This is a genomic window from Mycobacterium sp. ENV421 (genome assembly GCF_002887815.1).
In the GTDB taxonomy this organism is placed as follows: Bacteria; Actinomycetota; Actinomycetes; order Mycobacteriales; family Mycobacteriaceae; genus Mycobacterium.
Genome location: NZ_PDHO01000019.1, coordinates 12,494 through 31,165, shown reverse-complemented (window position 1 = coordinate 31,165; position 18,672 = coordinate 12,494). Strand labels below are relative to the sequence as shown.

Below are 18,672 nucleotides of genomic sequence, written 5' to 3'. Positions count from 1 at the left end.
AGGTTCTAGCGTTGAAAAATCACGTCCGATAACCAATTGCACTCCCATGGGATCATCGAATGCAGGGGAGTCATGTCGGATGTGCCGCATAAGTTCGGCGGTGATCGGTGTCAAGGGAAATGGTGGGGTGGACGAGGTGACTTCCGAAATCGTGTCCGAACCGGCCATCGCCGCGCCGCGCACGTCCGGGCGGTCCGCCTCCGATCTGTTCCGGTTGCTGCCATATCTGATGCCGTACCGCGCGCGGTGGATCGCGATGCTCGTCATCGCGATCAGCAGCCTGGCGGCCACCGTAGCGATCCCGTTGATGACCAAAGCGGTGATCGACGGACCGGTCCGCCACCAGGACCAGCGGGGACTGTGGGTGGTCGGCGCCGCCGCGATGGCGGTCGGCGTCACCGAGGCGGTGCTGTGGTTCATCCGCCGCTGGCTGGTCTCGCGGGCCACCATGGGTGTCGAGGCCGACATCCGCAAGGACCTCTACGCCCGGCTGCAGATCCTGCCGATGTCGTTTCACGGCCGCTGGCAATCGGGCCAGCTGCTGTCGCGAATCATGAACGACCTGAACGTGATTCGACGGTTGCTGTCGTTCGGTCTGGTGTTCCTGATCCTCAACATCCTGCAGATCACCGTCGTCACCATCATCCTGCTGGCGATGTACTGGCCGCTCGGTGTCGTGGTGCTGGTCTCGATCGCGCCGATCACCCTGATCGTGCTGCACTTCGAGCGCACCTTCACCCAACTGGCCCGGCAAGCCCAGGACCAGGCCGGCCATGTCGCCACCCACGTCGAGGAGTCGGCGCTGGGGCTGCGCGCGGTGAAGTCCTTCGGTCGCGAGGACTACGTCTACGACCGCTTCGACGCCCAAGCCAGCACGCTGTACGACACCCAGATCCAGAAGGTCGCGGTGTCGGCGAAGTTCTGGACGTTGCTGGAGGTCATCCCCAACCTCACGTTGATCGTCGTGCTCGGCTTCGGCGCGTATGCCGCCGGGCACGGCCTGGTCACCATGGGCACGCTGGTCGCGTTCATCACGATGATGCTGTCGCTGGTGTGGCCGATCGCGTCGCTGGGTTTCCTGCTGTCGATGACGCAGGAGGCGATGACGGCGGCCAACCGGATCGCCGAGATCTTCGACGCACCCCGGGAGATCACCGACGGTCCCCGCACTCATCCGCCGCGCGGCGGGCGGTTGGAATTGGACGATGTGGGGTTTCGGTTCGCTGACAGTGACACGTTCGCACTGCGGCATGTCACCGTGACCGTCGAACCGGGGGAGACGCTGGCGCTGGTCGGCGCCACAGGTTCGGGCAAGTCGGTGCTGGCCGGCTTGCTTCCGCGGCTCTACGACGTCACCGAAGGTGCGATCCGCATCGACGGCACCGACATCCGAGAGCTGTCGCTGGACGCGCTGCGCACCACCGTCGCCACCGCGTTCGAGGATCCGACGCTGTTCTCCATGTCGGTTGCCGAGAATCTCAAGCTGGGCCGCCCGGACGCCACCGAGGACGAGCTGCGCAGCGCTGTCGAGATCGCCGCCGCGCAGTTCGTCTACGACCTGCCGTACGGTCTGCAGACCCGGATCGGGGAACAGGGCATGAGCCTGTCCGGCGGTCAGCGGCAACGGCTTTCGCTGGCCCGCGCCATCCTGGCCGCACCACGGGTCCTGGTGCTCGACGACACGCTGTCCGCGCTCGACGTGCACACCGAGGCTGTGGTCACCGAGGCTCTCGGGCGGGTGCTGGCCGGTGCCACGGCCGTCGTGGTCGCGCACCGCGCCTCGACGGTCCTGCTGGCCGACAAGGTCGCGCTGCTCGACACCGTCGACGGCGCGGGCACGATCACGCATATCGGCACCCACGCGGAACTGCTCGCCACCGTTCCGCGCTACCGCTTCCTGCTCGCCGCCGACGACGAGCTCGACGACGGGAGCGAGGTGCGCTGCGACTGGGAGGACGACGACGAGCGCCACCGGCTGGATCACGCCTATGAGGAGGCGTGCGAGCAGCGGGGCGCCACCCGGCGTACGTCCGACTACCTGGCGTCGGAGGGCCGGCAGCGATGACCGCCACCGAATGGCGGGGGCGGCTCGACGAGGAACCCGACGACCTGCCGATCGACGAGGCCACGCCGCGTAAACGTGAGGCCCGTGCGCTGCTGGGCTCGTTGCTCGCGCCGTTCAAGGCGACGGTCGCGCTGCTCGCGCTCGTCGTCGTGGTGGAAAACGCTGCGCGGCTGTCGGTTCCGCTTCTGGTCCAGCGCGGTATCGATCACGCCATCCCGCCGCTGCTGGCCGGTGGTCCGGCGCGCGAACTGATCATCGTCGTCGCGGTGCTCTGCGGTGTGGTGTGCGTGCAGGCGATCAGCCGGATGACGTTCCTGAAGCGCTCCGGCCGCATCGGCCAGAGTGTGCTGCTGGAGGTGCGCCGCCGGGTGTTCCGGCACTTCCAGCGCCTCGACGTGGCCTTCCACGACCGCTACACCTCCGGCCGGGTGGTCAGCCGGTTGACCAACGATGTCGACGCCATCCAGGACATGCTGGAGACCGGCTTCGACAGCCTGATCACCGCGGTGTTGACGTTGTTCGGCACCGCGATCCTGCTGGTCACCCTCGACGTGAAGCTGGGCCTGATGTGCCTGGCCGCCTTCCCGATCCTCGTGGCGCTGGTGTGGTGGTTCTCGACCGAGTCGGCCAAGACCTATCGCCGCGTGCGGGAGAGCGCCGCGCTGGTGATCGTGCAGTTCGTCGAGACGATGACGGGCATCAAAGCGGTCCAGGCCTACCGGCGCGGGCCGCGCAATCAGGAGATCTTCGATGACGTCGCCGACCGGTACCGCTTCGACAACGAACGGACCTTCCGGCTGCTGGCGATCTTCATGCCGGCGGTCAAGCTGGTCGGCAACCTGACCACCGGCGTGGTGTTGCTCTACGGCGGCTACCGGGTGCTGCACGGCGAGATGACGATCGGCACCCTTGCGGCGTTCCTGCTGTACCTGCGGATGTTCTTCGAGCCGATGCAGGAGATCTCGCAGTTCTTCAACACCTTTCAGTCGGCGTCCAGTGCGTTGGAGAAACTTGCCGGCGTGCTGGCCGAGAAGCCCGCGATAGCCGACCCGCCGGAGCCGGTGCACCTCGACCGGATCAACGGCGAAATCGCCTTCCGCGACGTGCAATTCAACTATGTACCGGCCCGGCCGGTGCTGCCCGGGCTGTCGCTGGTCGTGCCGGCCGGGCAGACCGTCGCGCTGGTCGGCACCACCGGTGCGGGTAAGACCACGATCGCCAAGCTGATCGCCCGGTTCTACGACCCGACCTCGGGTGCGGTCACCCTCGACGGTGTCGATCTGCGGCACTTCGCGCAAAGCGACCTGCGCCGCCACGTCGTGATGGTGACCCAGGAGAACTTCCTGTTCTCCGGGACCGTCGCCGACAACATCCGGTTCGGCCGCCCGTCGGCGTCGGACGCCGAGGTGCACGCCGCCGCGGTCGCGGTCGGGGCCGACGAGTTCATCGACGCGCTGCCCGACGGCTACGACACCGACGTCGCCACCCGCGGGGGGCGGCTGTCGGCCGGGCAGCGGCAGCTGATCGCGTTCGCTCGGGCGTTCCTCGCCGACCCCGCGGTGCTGATCCTCGACGAGGCGACGTCGTCGCTGGACATCCCCAGCGAGCGGCTGGTCCAGCGCGCGCTGCGGACCGTGCTGGCCGACCGGACGGCGCTGATCATCGCCCACCGGTTGTCGACCGTCGAAATCGCCGACCGGGTGTTGGTGCTCGAGCACGGGCGCATCGTCGAGGACGGACCGCCCAGTGAGCTGATCGACGCGGAAGGCCGCTACGCCGCGTTGCACCGAGCCTGGCTGGAATCGTTGGCGTGATCGCCCGAACCTTCAGCACACCGCGGCATACGACGCACTATCTCGAAAGTGGACCCGCCGACGGCCCGTTGATGATCTTCCTGCACGGCTGGCCGAGCATCGGGCTGATCTGGCACGCCCAACTGGACGCGTTCGCCGCTGACGGGTGGCGCTGCGTCGCCCCTGATCTGCGGGGCTACGGGGGCTCATCGGCGCCTGCTGCCAATGACGCCTACGCGATCGAAGAAATCGTCGCCGACATGGTGGAATTGCACGATCACCTCGGTGGTGACGCGGCGATCTGGGTCGGCCACGACTGGGGAAGCATCGTGGCGGGCGCGCTGACCGCGCACGAACCCGAGCGGAGCCGCGGAGTCGTGTTGACATCGTGGGCGTACTTCCCGGACGCGAACAGTCTGGCCACCCTGGTACCCCTCGTTGATCGGGAGATCTACCCGGTCGAGCAGTACCCCGACGGTCAATGGGACTACTACCGTTACTACACAACGCATTTCGAGGCGGCGGTCGCCGATCTGGACGCAGACCACGCGGCCACGTTGGCCTCGGTGTACCGGCGCGGCAGCCCTGACGCGATCGGAAAGGTTTCGCCGACGGCGGTGGTCACCCGTAACGGGGGACGTTTCGGGTCCGCGCACCGCGCCCCGCCGACGGCCGCCGACCCGGCGCTGTGGCCACCGGCCGATTTCGCGATGCTGGTCCAGGCATTCGAAGCGCACGGGTTCCGCGGACCGTGCGCCTGGTACACCAACGACGAGGCCAACATCGCCTACGCGCGCACCGCGCCCGACGGCGGCCGACTGTCGCAACCGGTGCTGTTCGTCAACGGCGAGTGGGATCCCATCTGCAGCATCACCGGCAATCGCCAAGGCGAGCCGATGCGGGCCGCGTGCTCGGACCTCACGGTGACGAATCTGACCGGCGGACACTGGCTTCCGGTGGAATGCAACGACGAGCTCACCGAAACCATTCGGCCCTGGCTCCGGAGCAAGGATCTCGGACTCTAGCCTGATCACGCCCGCGCGCCGATACTCGACGGTATGCAGCGCTACGCCGATCGGGCAGAAGCGGGCCGTCGGCTCGCCACATGTCTGACGGCGTACCGCGGGCGCGACGTCCTGGTGTTGGGGCTGCCCCGCGGTGGGGTGCCGGTGGCCTTCGAGGTCGCCAAGGCCCTGGCCGCCCCGCTCGACGTGCTGGTCGTGCGCAAGCTCGGTGTGCCCGGCCAGCCCGAGTTGGCCTTCGGTGCGATCGGTGAGGACGGCGTGCGGGTGATCAACGAGTCGGTGCTGCGGCACGTGGTGATCAGCGACGCCGAGATCGGCGAGGTGGAGGCCGAGCAGCGCACCGAGCTGGCCCGCCGCGTCGCGCGCTATCGGGGCGGCCGGACTCCGCAGCCGCTGGCCGGGCGGGTGGTGCTGATCGTCGACGACGGCTTCGCCACCGGCTCCACCGCGCGGGCGGCGTGCCTGGTGGCTCGCGCGCGAGGCGCGGCGAAGGTGGTGCTGGCCGCCCCGATCGGCGCGCCGGACACCGTCGCCGAGCTGCGTTCCTACGCCGATGACGTGGTATGTCCCTGCGCACCAAGGTATTTCAGCGCTGTCGGGCAGGGCTACGACGACTTTCGGCAGACCTCCGACGAGCAGGTGACCGCGTTGTTGGACTGCGTCGAACGTTGACATCGCACCGAGAGCGATGATTCGGCGAGAAGTTCGCTCTCAGTGCGATGTCAGCACGACTCGAGGCCGATTCGCCGGTACCGCGCAAGCCGGGCGGCGTACCGCTGCTCTGCGGGGGTCTCGCGCAGTTCATGGATCTCGCGTGCGATCGCCACGGACAGTCGGCGCGCGAACTCCACCGGCTCGTCGGCGGCGTCCGGATGCTCGGGCACGATCGCGTCGACGATGCCGTTGCGCAGCAGGTCCAGCGACCGGACACCCTGTGCCGCAGCCAGTTCCGGGGCATGGTCGGTGTCGCGGAAGACGATGGCGCTGGCACCTTCCGGCGGCAGCGGGGCCAGCCAGCCGTGCTGGGCGGCCAACACCCGGTCCGCGGGCACCATCGCCAGCGCGGGGCCGCCGCTGCCCTGGCCGAGCAGCACCGACACCGTCGGGGTGTCCAGCATGACCAGATCGGACAGGCAGCGGGCGATCTCACCGGCCAGCCCGTCCTGTTCGGCCTCCGCCGACAGCGCGGGCCCGGCGGTGTCGATCACCAGCACCAGCGGCAGCTTGAGCCCGGCGGCCAGCGCCATGCCGCGTCGGGCTTCGCGCAGTGCGGCGGGGCCGACCACGCCGCCCACCACGCGTTGCTGGCCGACGACGACGGCAGGCTGATCACCGAACCGGGCCAGTGCCAGTGCCGTGGTGGCCGCATCGCCGTGCGTGCCGGACAGCGGCACCCGGTCCGTCGCGCCTTCGCGCAGTAGCCAGCTCACCCCCGGCCGGTCCGGTCGCCGTGATGCGACGACGGACTCCCACGCCGGGACATCCGGGATCGGCTCGTCGGGCAGCGCCGCCGGCGGGGACCCCGGGGCGTCGGTGATGACCTTCAGGGCACGGTTCAACGTCGGGCGCAGCGCTTCGATGCCGACGACCGCGTCAATGACGCCGTGCCGCAACAGGTTCTCCGCGGTCTGCACGCCGGCGGGGAACGGTTCGCCGTAGAGCTGCTCGTACACCCGGGGCCCGAGAAATCCGATCAGCGCACCGGGCTGCGCGGCGGTGATGTGGCCCAATGAACCCCAGGATGCGAACACCCCGCCGGTCGTCGGGTGCCGCAGATACACCAGGTACGGCAGATGGGCGCGCTTGTGCGCAGTGACGGCCGCGGCGATCTTCACCATCTGGAGGAACGCGACGGTGCCCTCCTGCATGCGGGTGCCACCCGAACTCGGTGACGCCAGCAGCGGCAGCTTCTCGGCGGTCGCGCGTTCGATCGCGGCGGTGACGCGTTCGGCGGCGGCCACCCCGATGGATCCGGCCAGGAAGTCGAACTCGCAGGCCACCACCGCAACCCGACGGCCGTAGATCGTGCCTTGGCCGGTCAGCACCGCCTCGTCGAAGCCGCTCTTGGTGCGCGCTTGCTCCAGCTCAGCGGCGTAAGCGTCGTCGGCTCCGACATCCAGCGGCGCACTGTCCCAGCTCCGGAAGGAACCAGGGTCCAGCGCGGCGTCGCGTAGTTCGGCAGCCCCGATCCGGGTCACGTGACGACATTATCGGGCCAGTACCCTCGAACCATGATCGGTATCAACCGCGTGGGGGATGTGACCACCATCGAGCTGCAGCGTCCGGAACGACGCAACGCGCTCAACTCCGAACTCGTCGACACGCTGCGGGAAACGGTGGAGAAGGCCGCTGCCGAGGACGTCCGCGTGATCGTGCTGACCGGCCAGGGCACCGTATTTTGTGCGGGCGCAGATCTGTCCGGAGACGTGTTCGCCGCCGATTTCCCCGACAAGGCCATCGCGCTGAACAAGGCGATCGACGCCGCGCCGATGCCGGTGATCGCCGCGATCAACGGGCCCGCGATCGGCGCGGGCGTGCAACTGGCCATGATCTGTGACCTGCGCGTGGTGGCCCCCGGTGCCTACTTCCAGTTCCCGATCGCGAAGTACGGTCTGGCGCTGGATAACTGGAGCGTACGGCGACTGTCCTCGCTGGCCGGTTACGGGCGGGCCCGCGGCATGCTGCTGGGCGCGGAAAAGCTGGACGCCGACACCGCGTTGATGACCGGAATGGCCAACCGGCTGGGCGACCTGGCCGACGCGCAGGCCTGGGCACAGGAGATCGCCGGGCTGGCGCCACTGTCGCTGCAGGCGTCCAAGCGGGTGCTCAACGACGACGGTGCATACGAGGAACAGTGGCCCACCCACAAGGAACTGTTCGACAAGGCGTGGGGCAGTCAGGACGTCATCGAGGCCCAGGTGGCGCGCATCGAGAAGCGTGCCGCCGAGTTCAAGGGGGCCTGACTTGTTGAGGGCCGCTCTTCGGCTGGCCGCCGGCACCGCATCGCTGGCCGGCGGCGGGTGGCTGCTGCGTGCCCTCAACGACGCCCCCGCCTCGCTGGGGGCCGGGCCCGCCGACATCCGGCCGGTCGCCGACGCCTCGCCCAACTACCGCGAGGGAGTGTTCCACAACCTGGAGCCCGCCTCCGCGCTGCGGCTGGACTCCGAGGAAAGCCGCCTCGTGCTGTTCGACATGTTGTCCAGCCGCTCGGCCAGCCGCCCCGACGGCACCGTGCCGCTGGTCACCCCGGCGGCCACCGAGTCCGAACCGCTGGCGGTCAGCTGGCTGGGCCATTCGACGGCGCTGCTGGAGATCGACGGCTACCGGGTGCTCACCGACCCGGTGTGGAGTGAGCGCTGCTCGCCCTCGCGCACCGTCGGGCCCCAGCGGCTGCACCCGGTGCCCGCCCCGCTGGACGCGCTGCCCGCGCTGGATGCGGTCGTGATCAGCCACGACCACTACGACCATCTCGACATGGACACCGTGCTCGGGCTGGTCCGCACCCAGCGGGCGCCGTTCGTCGTGCCGCTCGGCGTCGGCGCTCACCTGCGCCAGTGGCGTGTCCCGCCGGAGCGCATCATCGAACTCGACTGGAACGCCGACGTCCGCATCGGGGACCTCACCCTGGTGTGCACGCCCGCGCGGCACTTCTCCGGCCGGTTCCTGTCCCGCAACACCACGCTGTGGGCGTCGTGGGCGATCATCGGCCCGCAGCACCGCGCCTACTTCGGCGGCGACACCGGGTACACCCGCAGCTTTGCCGACATCGGCGCCCAGCACGGCCCCTTCGACCTCACGTTGATGCCGATCGGGGCCTACAACAAGTCCTGGCCGGACATCCACATGAACCCGGAGGAGGCGGTGCGCGCCCACCGCGATGTCACCGACGCCGGGCTGCTGGTCCCGATCCACTGGTGCACGTTCCGGCTGGCTCCCCATCCGTGGGCCGAGCCGGTCGAGCGCATGCTGGCGGCCGCCGACGATGCCGGCGTACAGGCGGCGGTGCCGAGACCCGGTGGCCGGGTCGTCGCGGGCGCGGCGGAAGCAATAGACAAGTGGTGGCAACTGTGAGCCACTACGGTGCAACCCATGACCGCTCTGGCAGCACGCGCCGCGATCGTCGCCCTGGTCGCCGCGCTCACCGCGTGTAGCGGCCCAGCATCCAAGCCCGAGGCGCGCCCGTCGCTGTCCGACCAGCCACCGCCGCTGGTGCCCGCCATGGCGCTGCCGGACAACGCCGTTGACAACGCCGTCGCCAAACTCGACGGGATTGCCGCCGAGCTGATGAAGTCCGCGGGCATCCCCGGGATGGCGGTTGCGGTGGTGCACGGCGGTAAAACCGTGTACGCAAAGGGTTTTGGCGTCAAGGACGGCACCCGGCCCGCCGACGACCCCGCCAACAAGGTCGATCCGGACACGGTGTTCCAGCTCGCGTCGGTGTCCAAACCGATCGGTGCCACCGTGGTCGCCCATCAGGTCAGCCAGAACGCCATCGGCTGGAACACCCCGGTGATCGACAAGCTGCCGTGGTTCGCGCTGTCGGACCCGGCCGCCACCCGGATGGTCACCGTGGGTGACCTGTATTCGCACCGCTCCGGATTGCCCGACCACGCCGGGGATCAGCTGGAGGACCTCGGCTACGACCGGCGCTACATCCTGGAACGCCTGCGCCAGCTTCCACTGGCGCCGTTCCGAATCTCCTACGCATACACAAACTTCGGGTTGACCGCAGCTGCCGAGGCGGTGGCGGTGGCGGCCGGCAAGTCCTGGGAGGACCTCAGCGACGAGGTGCTCTACCGGCCGCTGGGCATGGCGTCGACCAGCTCCCGGTTCGCCGACTACGAGGCCAGGGCGGACAAGGCGGTCGGGCATATCCGGATCGACGGGGCCTACAAGCCGCTCTACAAGCGCGATGCGGATCCCGAAGCGCCCGCCGGTGGGGTGAGTTCCTCGGTGAACGACCTCACCCACTGGTTGTCGATGATGCTGGCCGACGGAAAGTACAACGGCAGGCAGATCGTCGACCCCGCCGCGCTGCTGCCCGCGGTGTCCCCGCAGATCGTGTCGAACCCGCCGACGGAGCCGGCGATGCGCTCCGGCTTCTACGGGTACGGGTTCAACGTCGGTACCACGTCCGCGGCCCGGGTGCAGCTGAGCCATTCCGGGGCGTTCGACCTCGGCGCCGCAACCAACTTCGTGATCATCCCGTCGGCCGACGTCGCGATCGTCGCGCTGACCAACGCCACCCCGACGGGCATCCCGGAGACGCTGACCGCCGAATTCGCCGACCTTGTCCAGTTCGGCGAGGTGCGCCAGGACTGGCGCGCGCTGTACGCGCATGCGTTCGCCGACCTGGACAAGCCGTTCGGCACGCTGGCAGGCAAGACACCGCCGGCCAACCCGGCCCCGGCCCAACCGGCCGCCAGGTATGCCGGCACCTATCGCAATGACTACTGGGGTGCGGCCGTGGTCGCCGAAAAGGACGGCAAGCTCACGCTGTCGCTGGGGCCGCGGCCGGACATCCTCGAACTCAGCCACTGGGACGGCGACGTCTTCACGTTCACGTTCCCCTCCGAGAACTTCCCGCCCGGAAGCATTTCCACGGCGACCTTCGACGGCGACAAGCTGACCCTCGAGTACTACGACGAGGACAAGATGGGAACCTTTACCCGATGACCGCCGCCGTAGCGGCAGGCCTGTCCGCAGACGACGTCGCTGCCCGGATCGCCGCAGGCCAGACCAACGACGTCCCCACCCGCGCCTCGCGCAGTGTCGCGGAGGTGGTGCGGGCCAACGTGTTCACCCGCATCAACGCCATCCTCGGGGTGCTGCTGCTGATCGTGCTGTCCACCGGGTCGCTGATCAACGGGATGTTCGGGCTGCTGATCATCGCCAACAGCGGCATCGGCATCATCCAGGAACTGCGCGCCAAGAAAACGCTGGACAACCTCGCCATCGTCGGGCAGGCCAGACCCACCGTGCGCCGCCAGACGGGCACAAAACCGTTGCCGCCCAACGAGGTGGTGCTCGACGACATCATCGAGCTCGGCCCGGGAGACCAGATCGTCGTCGACGGCGAACTGCTCGAGGCCGCCAACCTCGAGGTCGACGAGTCGCTGCTCACCGGCGAGGCGGACCCGATCGCCAAACACACCGGCGACACCGTCATGTCGGGCAGCTTCGTGGTCGCCGGCACCGGCGCCTATCGCGCCACCAAGGTCGGCCGGGAAGCCTACGCCGCCAAGCTCGCCGAGGAGGCCAGCAAGTTCACCCTGGTCAAATCCGAACTGCGCAGCGGCATCAACAAGATCCTGCAGTTCATCACCTACCTGCTGTGGCCCACCGGGCTGCTGGTCATCTACACCCAGCTGTTCACGACGGACGTGGGCTGGCGGGAGTCGGTGCTGCGGATGGTCGGTGCCCTGGTGCCGATGGTTCCCGAAGGCCTGGTGCTGATGACGTCGATCGCGTTCGCGGTCGGGGTTATCCGGTTGGGGCGCAGGCAATGTCTGGTGCAGGAACTGCCCGCCATCGAAGGGCTGGCCCGCGTCGACGTGGTCTGCGCGGACAAGACCGGCACCCTGACCGAGAACGGCATGCGGCTGGCCGAGGTCACCGCGCTGAGCCAGGACGACCAGCGGGTGGCCGACGTGCTGGCCGCACTGGCCGCCGACGACCCCAAGCCCAACGCCAGTATGCAGGCGATCGCCGAGGCCTATCCGCACGCGCCGGGCTGGACCGCAACGGCCGCAGCCCCGTTCAAGTCCGCCACGAAGTGGAGCGGGGTGTCCTACGCCGAGCAGGGGAACTGGCTGATCGGTGCCCCTGACGTCCTGCTGGACCCTGACTCGCCGGCCGCCGCGCAGGCCGAGGAGATCGGCGCGCGCGGCATGCGGGTACTACTGCTCGGCGCCAGCAACCTGCCCGTGGACAGTCCGGATGCGCCCGGGCAGCTCACCCCGGTGGCGCTGGTGGTGCTCGAGCAGCGGGTCCGCCCAGACGCCCGGGACACGCTGGAATACTTTGCCTCGCAGCATGTCTCGGTCAAGGTGATCTCGGGCGACAACGCGGTGTCGGTGGCGGCGGTGGCCGGGGCGCTGGGCCTGCACGGCGAGACTATGGACGCCCGCCGGCTGCCGACGGACACCGACGCCCTGGCCGACACGATGGCCACCTACACCACGTTCGGCCGGGTGCGCCCCGACCAGAAACGGGCCATGGTGCACGCCCTGCAGTCGCGCGACCACACCGTCGCGATGACCGGCGACGGCGTCAACGACGTGCTGGCGCTCAAGGATGCCGACATCGGGGTGGCGATGGGATCGGGCTCCCCGGCGTCGCGCGCGGTGGCGCAGATCGTGCTGCTGGACAACAAATTCGCCACCCTGCCCTACGTGGTCGGCGAGGGTCGGCGCGTCATCGGGAACATCGAGCGGGTCTCCAACCTGTTCCTCACCAAGACCGTCTACTCGGTCCTGCTCGCCCTGCTGGTGGGATTGGCCGGGTTGTCCCACAAGCTGTTCGGCACGCCCTCGCTGCTCTACCCGTTCCAGCCGATCCACGTGACGATCGCGGCGTGGTTCACCATCGGCATCCCGGCCTTCATCCTGTCCCTGGCGCCCAACAACGAACGGGCCCACACCGGGTTCGTCCGGCGCGTGATGACCTCGGCACTGCCGTCCGGGGTGGTGATCGGCGTCATGACCTACGCGTCCTACCTGATCGCCAATCACAAGACAGACGCGACGGTGACCGAGCAGACCCAGGCCTCGACCGCCGCGCTGATCACCCTGCTGATGGGGGCGGTCTGGGTGCTCGCGGTGGTCGCCCGGCCCTACCAGTGGTGGCGGGTGGCACTGGTGGCCGCCTCTGGACTGGCCTATGTGGTGATCTTCGCCATACCGGCGGCGCGTAAGGCGTTCATGCTCGACCCGTCCAATCTGGAGATCACCTCGACAGGTCTGGCTATGGGTTTGCTCGCCGCCGGTCTGGTCGAGGTGGCCTGGTGGGTGCAGGGCCGGGTGCTGGGCGAACGGCGGATGTTGTGGCGGACCGAGCCCGCGGTGCAAGATTGACCGATGGGATTCCTCGACAAAGCCCTCGGCAAGACCAAGGAAGTCTTGGGTGAGAATGCCGACAAGGTGGGCCAGGCCATCGACAAGGCCGGCGACATCATCGACCAGAAGACGCAGGGCAAGTACTCCGGCGCCGTCGACAAGGTGCAGGATGCCGCCAAGAACTACGTCGAGTCCAACCGCACCGACAAGGGCGACGAACCAAGCTGACCTATGGCGAAACTCTCTGTATCCGTAGACGTTCCATTACCGCCCGAACAGGCGTGGCAGCACGCTTCCGACCTCTCGCGCTACAAGGACTGGCTGACCATCCACCGGGTGTGGCGCTCGAAGCTGCCCGAGACCCTCGAAAAGGGCACCGTCGTGGAATCCATCGTCGAGGTCAAGGGCATGCCCAACCGGGTGAAGTGGGAGATCGTCCACTTCAAGGCGCCGGAGGCCATGACGCTCAACGGCGCCGGTGTGGGCGGGGTCAAGGTCAAGCTGATCGGCAAGGTGCGGGCGAACGACAAGGACGCCAGCACCTCGGTGGTGACCATGGACGTCCACCTGGGCGGCGCGGCACTGTTCGGCCCGATCGGCATGGTCGTGGCCGGCGCGCTGAAGGGCGACATCAAGGAGTCGCTGAACCGCTTTGTGGCCGTCTTTGCTCCGTCGTAGCCTTCGCGTCCGTCCGAGCGCTAGTTCCTGATGACCCGGTGCGGGGTCGGGTAGGGATGCACGCGGGGCGCGCTCTGGCGGGCGGCGCCCAGGCCGGGGATGCGCCGGGCCTGCTCGCCGCGAGCGGTCTCCGTGACCAGGAACCGGCACTCCAGCCCGGTGATCAGATCCTGGACCGAGCGACGCTCGCGTTCGGCAGCGCGGATCATGCCGCGAATACGCCGCGCCTGCGTCTGCTCACCGCGCCGCTGGTAACGCTCGAGCGCCAAGCCGTAGGTGGCGAGGTCAGCGTCGAGTTGCTCGCACTGGGCCAACAGCATCTCCCGGAGATGTTCGGCCTGAAGGCGATTCGCGGACTCGGGCGTCTGGTCGCCCGCGTCCACATTGCTCGGTGAGGTCACGGCCGAACTGTATCCGACCGGATGACTGCGCGCGCACCGGGTGGAACGACACACCTGTCACCGCTCGCTGTTCATCCACCCGCTACCAGGCCGTCATCCGCCGTGGTGCCGATAGTTGCGCAAACCGCGTATTTCGTCCGATGATGTCCGGCGTGGAACGTGCTGAAGAGCAGCGCCAGATCGATCAGGTGGTCAGCCGCCTGACCGAATCGTTCCCGTATGTGCCGGACCACGTCATCACCGAGACGGTGGACAGTACCTACCGCCGGTTCGACGACGCCAGGATCCGGGAATTCGTGCCGCTGTTCGTCGAACGCTCCTGCCGCGCGACGTTCGTTCTGCAACCCGCCGTCGAGATCTCCGTCTGACCTACGGCGCGATCACCGGGCCGGCCTCGTGGCGGCCCAGATTCTCGGCGGCGAACAGCGCCGCCTGGGTGCGCCCGGCGAAGCCGAGCTTGAGCAGCAGCCGCGACACATAGTTCTTCACGGTCTTCTCGGCCAGGAACATCCGCTGGCCGATCTCCCGGTTGGTCAGGCCCTCGCCCAACAGCTGCAGCAGTGTGCGTTCGGTGGACGACAAATCCCGCAACCGCTCGTCCTGCTCGGTGTCCCGGCGCAGACGTGACATCAGGGCGGCCGCGGCGCGGTTGTCCAACAACGACTTTCCACTTCCGACGGTCTTGATCGCCTCGGCCAGGGCCATCCCGCGGATGTCCTTGACCACGTAGCCGCTGGCACCGGCCAGGATCGCGTCGAGCATGGACTGCTCGTCGGTGAACGCCGTCAGGATGAGGCAGCGCAGGTCGTCGTTGGCGGCCAGCAGATCCCGGCACAGATCGATCCCGCTGCCGTCGGGCAACCGGACGTCGAGCACCGCGACATCGGGCGCGGCGGCCGGGATACGGGCCAGTGCCTCAGCCACGGTCGCAGCCTCGCCGACCACCGTCAGTTCGGCATCGGCGCCGAGAAGGTCCGCCAAACCGCGGCGCACGACTTCGTGGTCGTCGACCAGGAACACCTTGAGCACACAGCAGTGAAGCCCGGGAGGGTTACCGGCCGGTAGGGACTTTGGTCCTGAAATCCACGGAGGAGCGCCGAGCTCTCCTAGACTGCGTCGGTGACGGTCAGGTACGAACCCGCGATCGACATCTCGGCAGTGGACGCCATCGACTTCCACACCCATGTCGAGGTCGACTCGAGCGGCCACTGCGCCTACGACGACGAGCTGGCCGAGGCCACCGGCCGGTACTTCAAGCTCGGTGCCGACTACTTCACCCGCGTCGACGACCTCGCCGCGCACTACCGCCAGCACAACACCGCCGCGGTGGTGTTCACCATCGACGCCCACACGGTGTCGGGGCGCCGGCCCAACTCGGTCGAGGAGCTGATCGAGGGGACGGTGCGCAACAACGACGTGCTGATCCCGTTCGGGTCCGTCGACCCATGGGATTCCGACGCGGTGCGGCGGGTGGCCGAGCTGACCGGCGACTATGGGGTCAAGGGCTTCAAGTTCCACCCCAGCCTGCAGGGCTTCGAACCCAACGATCGCCGGTGCTATCCGATCTACGAGGCGATCGCCGCTGCGGGCGTGCCCGCACTGTTTCACACCGGCCAGACCGGACTGGGGTCGGCGCTGCCCGGCGGGCACGGAATCAAGCTGCGCTACTCCGATCCGATGCTGCTCGACGACGTCGCCGCCGACTTCCCCGAGCTCACCGTCGTGATGGCCCACCCGGCGGTGCCGTGGGTCGACTCGCAGATCGCGATCGCGTCGCACAAAGCCAACGTGTACATCGACCTGTCCGGGTGGTCGCCCAAATACTTCCCGCCGCAACTCGTTTCGGCCCTGAAGCGGCAGCTCGGCATCAAGGCCCTGTTCGGCACCGATCACCCCTACATAGCGCTGGACCGCTGGCGGCAGGACTTCGAGGCGCTCGGCATCGACCCCGCGGTGGCGCGCAAGATCCTCAAGGAGAACGCCCTACGCGTGCTGCGACTGCCCTAGGCGATCTGGGAGTCGACCACCATCTTCGAGGGTGCGTTGCGTTCCCACAGCACCGCGCCAACGCAGGCCGTCAGCACCCAGCCGGTGCCCACCGCGCCGCACCAGATCAGCAGGGCCATCGCCACGCCGATCGGGCCGAACCCATCCCAGTCGTGCAGCAGCGAGGGGAATATCAGGCGGGAGCCCAGCGGGATCACGACGCCGTCGATGACCACGCCGGCCAGGCCGGCCAGGGCCAGCGGACGCAAGCCCCGGCCGCCGTCGCGGACCAGCAGGGCCGGGGTGAGCGACCAGAACAGCCACACCGGCAACAGTCCCACGACGAACAACAGTGCGCGGGGGAGACCGTGGTGGTGATGGCCGAACATGATCCGCTCCCGCACCGCGATGGTGACGAGGTACAACGCGAACCATGCTGTGCCGCGCAGTAACCGGGTCATCACGCTGTACTGCTCGCGGCGCCAGGCTTTGCCGAAGATCGCCGCGACCGAGGCCGCCATCGGGATGCCCCAGACGAGGAAGCTCGCGACCCCGATCAACGTCCAATCCGCCCGCAGCCCCGCCGAATTGCCGAATGCTTCCCGCAACCGGTCGGACAGCGGATGTTCGAGGCCGAACTGACGAGTGAAGATGGTGCCGGGACTGGCGTTGTCAGCGAACCCGTGTAGGTAGCTGAAGCCGATGATCATCAACGGAATGACCGTGGTGAACAGCTGGGTGGACACCACGGCTCCCTGGGTGCCGCCGTCGATGTCGTTGTACCGCGCAACCAGCGCCGTGATCGGGCTCAGGCGGCGGGACTCCGCGAGGCGCCGGTAGCGCTCCTCGAGGCGGCGACGGATGTCGTCGCGCCTCGTCACCTGCTCACCCGACTGCGTCATGAGCAGAGGGTAGGTGATCAACCTGTCTGTATCGGCCCGTTGATCGTCCCCGGGTGTGACGCCTGTTGCCCCTTGCGCAGGGTGGCGATCAACTCACGGTAGGGGCCGACGAGGTAGGCGGTGTCGCCGGCGATCAGCTGGGTGTCGCGGCGCGGATGTAGCCGCAGCGGGGTCTCCGCCCGCGCGATGGCGATGACCCGGGTCTGGGTCGACAGCTCGAACATTCGGATGCCGTCCAGTTCGCTGCCGGGCTGAACCTGCACCGCACCCACCATGAACGACCGCTGCCCGACCGAGAACGTCCCCAGCACATCGAGGCCCATCGCTTCACCGATGAACCACGGCGTGGCCAGGTCGACGGTCGAACGCACGTACTCGAACTTGAACCGCGTGCCGACCGCCGATCCGAGCGCCCGGTCGTAGATCCGCAGTACGATCGGAACGTCAGGGCGCTGGATCTCGGGAAGTGCTCGCGGACCGAGCATCTCGCGCACCACGATGCCCGTCTCGATGTTGACCACGTCGTCCTGGGTGAGCACCGCGACCGCGCGGGCGTCGTCGATCCGGGCGGCCTCCAGCGTCTGGCGCAAGGTGGCGTCACCAAAGATCACCGGCACACCCAGTTCGGCCGCGGCGGACAGGTAGCGGTTGTCCTCGTCGCGTTCGATCACGGCCACCTCGTGCCCGGCCGCTTTGAGCACCGCCGCCACCCCGATCCCGAACGACCCGAGGCCCACCACCACGATGTGGCGCTGCAGGTGACGCACCTTCTGCTTACTGGCGGCCTGCGAGATACGGTGCGAGAGAAGCACATCAGCCACAAAAGCGACAACGATGGCCGTGGTGGCGACGCCGGCGAACATCATCACGACGCCCCACATCCGCAGCCAGGTGGGTTGCTGGAGGAAGTTGAAATCCCCGTACCCGACGGTCGCGATGGTCTCCGCGGAGAAGTACAGCGCGTCCACCCAGCTCATCCCCGGCTTGGTGTAGGCCAACCGGAGCATGATCGTCGAACCGATCAGCAACGTCACCGATACCGCCAGCGCGCGGTAGAACATCGGGTTCAGATCGTCGGCGAATGCGCGGACCGCGTCGGAGATCCGGACGAACAGCGGCCGCGCCCGCGGCGATGCCGGTATCGGCTTGGCGACCTCGATACCCCGGTCGGCGAGTTCGTCGACGGTGCCGATCATTGCCGTCCAGTCACCCGCGCGCACCTGTATGTCGCGGCCCGGACACGCGATGACCTCGCCGGGATTGTCCGATCCCTCACCGCGGATCACCGCGACCGGGGCGAGGTCGCCGAAGATCTCCCGCAGGCTGCCGTCCAGGCGCGCGGTGGCCCCGGTGACGACGAAGTCCACCCCGGCCACCGAGATCGTGTGGGTGGTCCGCTTCAACAGCGCTTCGACCACTGACGGCGCTGCGAGGTCCGCGACGTCGAGGATGGCGCCGGGCCCGTTCCCGTCGGCCATGGCCTCGCGCAGTACCGCATTGGACAGCCGAGCCACGATGCGCGCCCTCGGGTTGGCCTGCCGTGCGAGCAGTGCGATCTCCAGATTGAGCGCATCGTCGTCGTCAGCGCAGATCACCGCATCGGCGGTGGCGATCCCGGCGCCCTCGAGATCCTCAGGTGCCTGCGATATCGCGACACTGACCCCGGCGTTGTTCAGTTCGTCGATGATCCGCAACCCGAGCGCGTCGTCGCCGCAGACGATGGTGTGGCCCCGCATAGGGGAACGCTACTTCGGAAAGTCTCGTC

General features: G+C 68.3%; 16 protein-coding genes and 1 pseudogene. 12 read left to right on the top strand and 5 right to left on the bottom strand.

Features of this window, described 5'->3' with window-relative positions; all coding sequences use genetic code 11:
* Window positions 1-127 precede the first annotated feature (127 nt).
* The 4 genes and pseudogenes from CRM90_RS20345 to CRM90_RS20330 form a co-directional block, all read left to right on the top strand.
* Window positions 128-2,065, top strand: a complete 1,938-nt coding sequence (locus tag CRM90_RS20345; protein ID WP_502693295.1) for an ABC transporter ATP-binding protein — start codon at window positions 128-130, stop codon at window positions 2,063-2,065.
* A complete protein-coding gene (locus tag CRM90_RS20340) occupies window positions 2,062-3,879 on the top strand; it encodes an ABC transporter ATP-binding protein (protein ID WP_102808746.1) in 1,818 nt (605 codons plus the stop codon). Before CRM90_RS20345 ends, CRM90_RS20340 begins: the two co-directional genes overlap by 4 nt.
* Window positions 3,876-4,883, top strand: coding sequence for an alpha/beta hydrolase (locus CRM90_RS20335; RefSeq protein WP_199189970.1), 1,008 nt, complete (start codon window positions 3,876-3,878; stop codon window positions 4,881-4,883). The genes CRM90_RS20340 and CRM90_RS20335 overlap by 4 nt, the downstream gene beginning before the upstream one ends.
* Window positions 4,884-4,916: 33 nt before the next feature.
* Window positions 4,917-5,552 (top strand): annotated as a pseudogene (locus CRM90_RS20330) (phosphoribosyltransferase); the annotation flags it as partial.
* A 53-nt stretch (window positions 5,553-5,605) separates the two neighbouring features.
* On the opposite strand, the gene CRM90_RS20325 reads toward CRM90_RS20330, so the two are convergent.
* A complete protein-coding gene (locus tag CRM90_RS20325; RefSeq protein WP_102808744.1) occupies window positions 5,606-7,081 on the bottom strand; it encodes a carboxyl transferase domain-containing protein in 1,476 nt (491 codons plus the stop codon).
* Between the two features lie 33 nt (window positions 7,082-7,114).
* Between CRM90_RS20325 and CRM90_RS20320 the strand changes: the two genes are divergently transcribed.
* The 6 genes from CRM90_RS20320 to CRM90_RS20295 are packed head-to-tail and all read left to right on the top strand — an operon-like array spanning window position 7,115 to window position 13,618.
* Complete coding sequence (locus CRM90_RS20320; protein ID WP_102808743.1) at window positions 7,115-7,846, top strand: enoyl-CoA hydratase; 732 nt, start codon at window positions 7,115-7,117, stop codon at window positions 7,844-7,846.
* Window position 7,847: 1 nt separating this feature from the next.
* The gene (locus CRM90_RS20315) at window positions 7,848-8,954 is read left to right on the top strand and encodes an MBL fold metallo-hydrolase (RefSeq protein ID WP_102808742.1); all 1,107 of its coding nucleotides are present in this window, start codon (window positions 7,848-7,850) and stop codon (window positions 8,952-8,954) included.
* An 18-nt stretch (window positions 8,955-8,972) separates the two neighbouring features.
* On the top strand, window positions 8,973-10,559 hold the full coding sequence (locus CRM90_RS20310) for a serine hydrolase (protein WP_102808741.1): 1,587 nt from the start codon (window positions 8,973-8,975) through the stop codon (window positions 10,557-10,559).
* Window positions 10,556-12,958: an HAD-IC family P-type ATPase gene (locus tag CRM90_RS20305; protein ID WP_102808740.1), complete on the top strand. Its 2,403-nt coding sequence runs from the start codon at window positions 10,556-10,558 to the stop codon at window positions 12,956-12,958. Before CRM90_RS20310 ends, CRM90_RS20305 begins: the two co-directional genes overlap by 4 nt.
* Before the next feature lie 3 nt (window positions 12,959-12,961).
* Entirely contained in the window at window positions 12,962-13,168 is a 207-nt protein-coding gene (locus CRM90_RS20300; RefSeq protein ID WP_102808739.1) for an antitoxin, read from the top strand.
* Window positions 13,169-13,171: 3 nt separating this feature from the next.
* Complete coding sequence (locus CRM90_RS20295; RefSeq protein WP_102808738.1) at window positions 13,172-13,618, top strand: type II toxin-antitoxin system Rv0910 family toxin; 447 nt, start codon at window positions 13,172-13,174, stop codon at window positions 13,616-13,618.
* A gap of 20 nt (window positions 13,619-13,638) precedes the next feature.
* Here the strand turns inward: CRM90_RS20295 and CRM90_RS20290 are convergent, their stop codons facing one another.
* Window positions 13,639-14,019 (bottom strand): hypothetical protein, encoded by a 381-nt coding sequence (locus CRM90_RS20290; RefSeq protein ID WP_142391409.1) that lies wholly within the window; start codon window positions 14,017-14,019, stop codon window positions 13,639-13,641.
* A gap of 143 nt (window positions 14,020-14,162) precedes the next feature.
* Here CRM90_RS20290 and CRM90_RS20285 point away from each other — a divergent pair, with 143 nt between their 5' ends.
* Window positions 14,163-14,387 (top strand): three-helix bundle dimerization domain-containing protein, encoded by a 225-nt coding sequence (locus CRM90_RS20285; protein WP_233209416.1) that lies wholly within the window; start codon window positions 14,163-14,165, stop codon window positions 14,385-14,387.
* Between the two features lies 1 nt (window position 14,388).
* On the opposite strand, the gene CRM90_RS20280 is transcribed toward CRM90_RS20285, so the two are convergent.
* Window positions 14,389-15,048, bottom strand: a complete 660-nt coding sequence (locus tag CRM90_RS20280; RefSeq protein ID WP_102808735.1) for a response regulator — start codon at window positions 15,046-15,048, stop codon at window positions 14,389-14,391.
* A gap of 90 nt (window positions 15,049-15,138) precedes the next feature.
* On the opposite strand from CRM90_RS20280, the gene CRM90_RS20275 reads away from it, so the two are divergent.
* Complete coding sequence (locus CRM90_RS20275; RefSeq protein ID WP_102808734.1) at window positions 15,139-16,026, top strand: amidohydrolase family protein; 888 nt, start codon at window positions 15,139-15,141, stop codon at window positions 16,024-16,026.
* On the opposite strand, the gene CRM90_RS20270 is transcribed toward CRM90_RS20275, so the two are convergent.
* Together CRM90_RS20270 and CRM90_RS20265 are read right to left on the bottom strand one after the other, a co-directional pair.
* Window positions 16,023-16,907: a hypothetical protein gene (locus CRM90_RS20270; RefSeq protein ID WP_102808733.1), complete on the bottom strand. Its 885-nt coding sequence runs from the start codon at window positions 16,905-16,907 to the stop codon at window positions 16,023-16,025. The two genes, CRM90_RS20275 and CRM90_RS20270, sit on opposite strands and share 4 nt — an antisense overlap.
* Window positions 16,908-16,924: 17 nt before the next feature.
* Entirely contained in the window at window positions 16,925-18,643 is a 1,719-nt protein-coding gene (locus CRM90_RS20265) for an NAD-binding protein (protein ID WP_102808732.1), read from the bottom strand.
* Window positions 18,644-18,672: the final 29 nt, after the last annotated feature.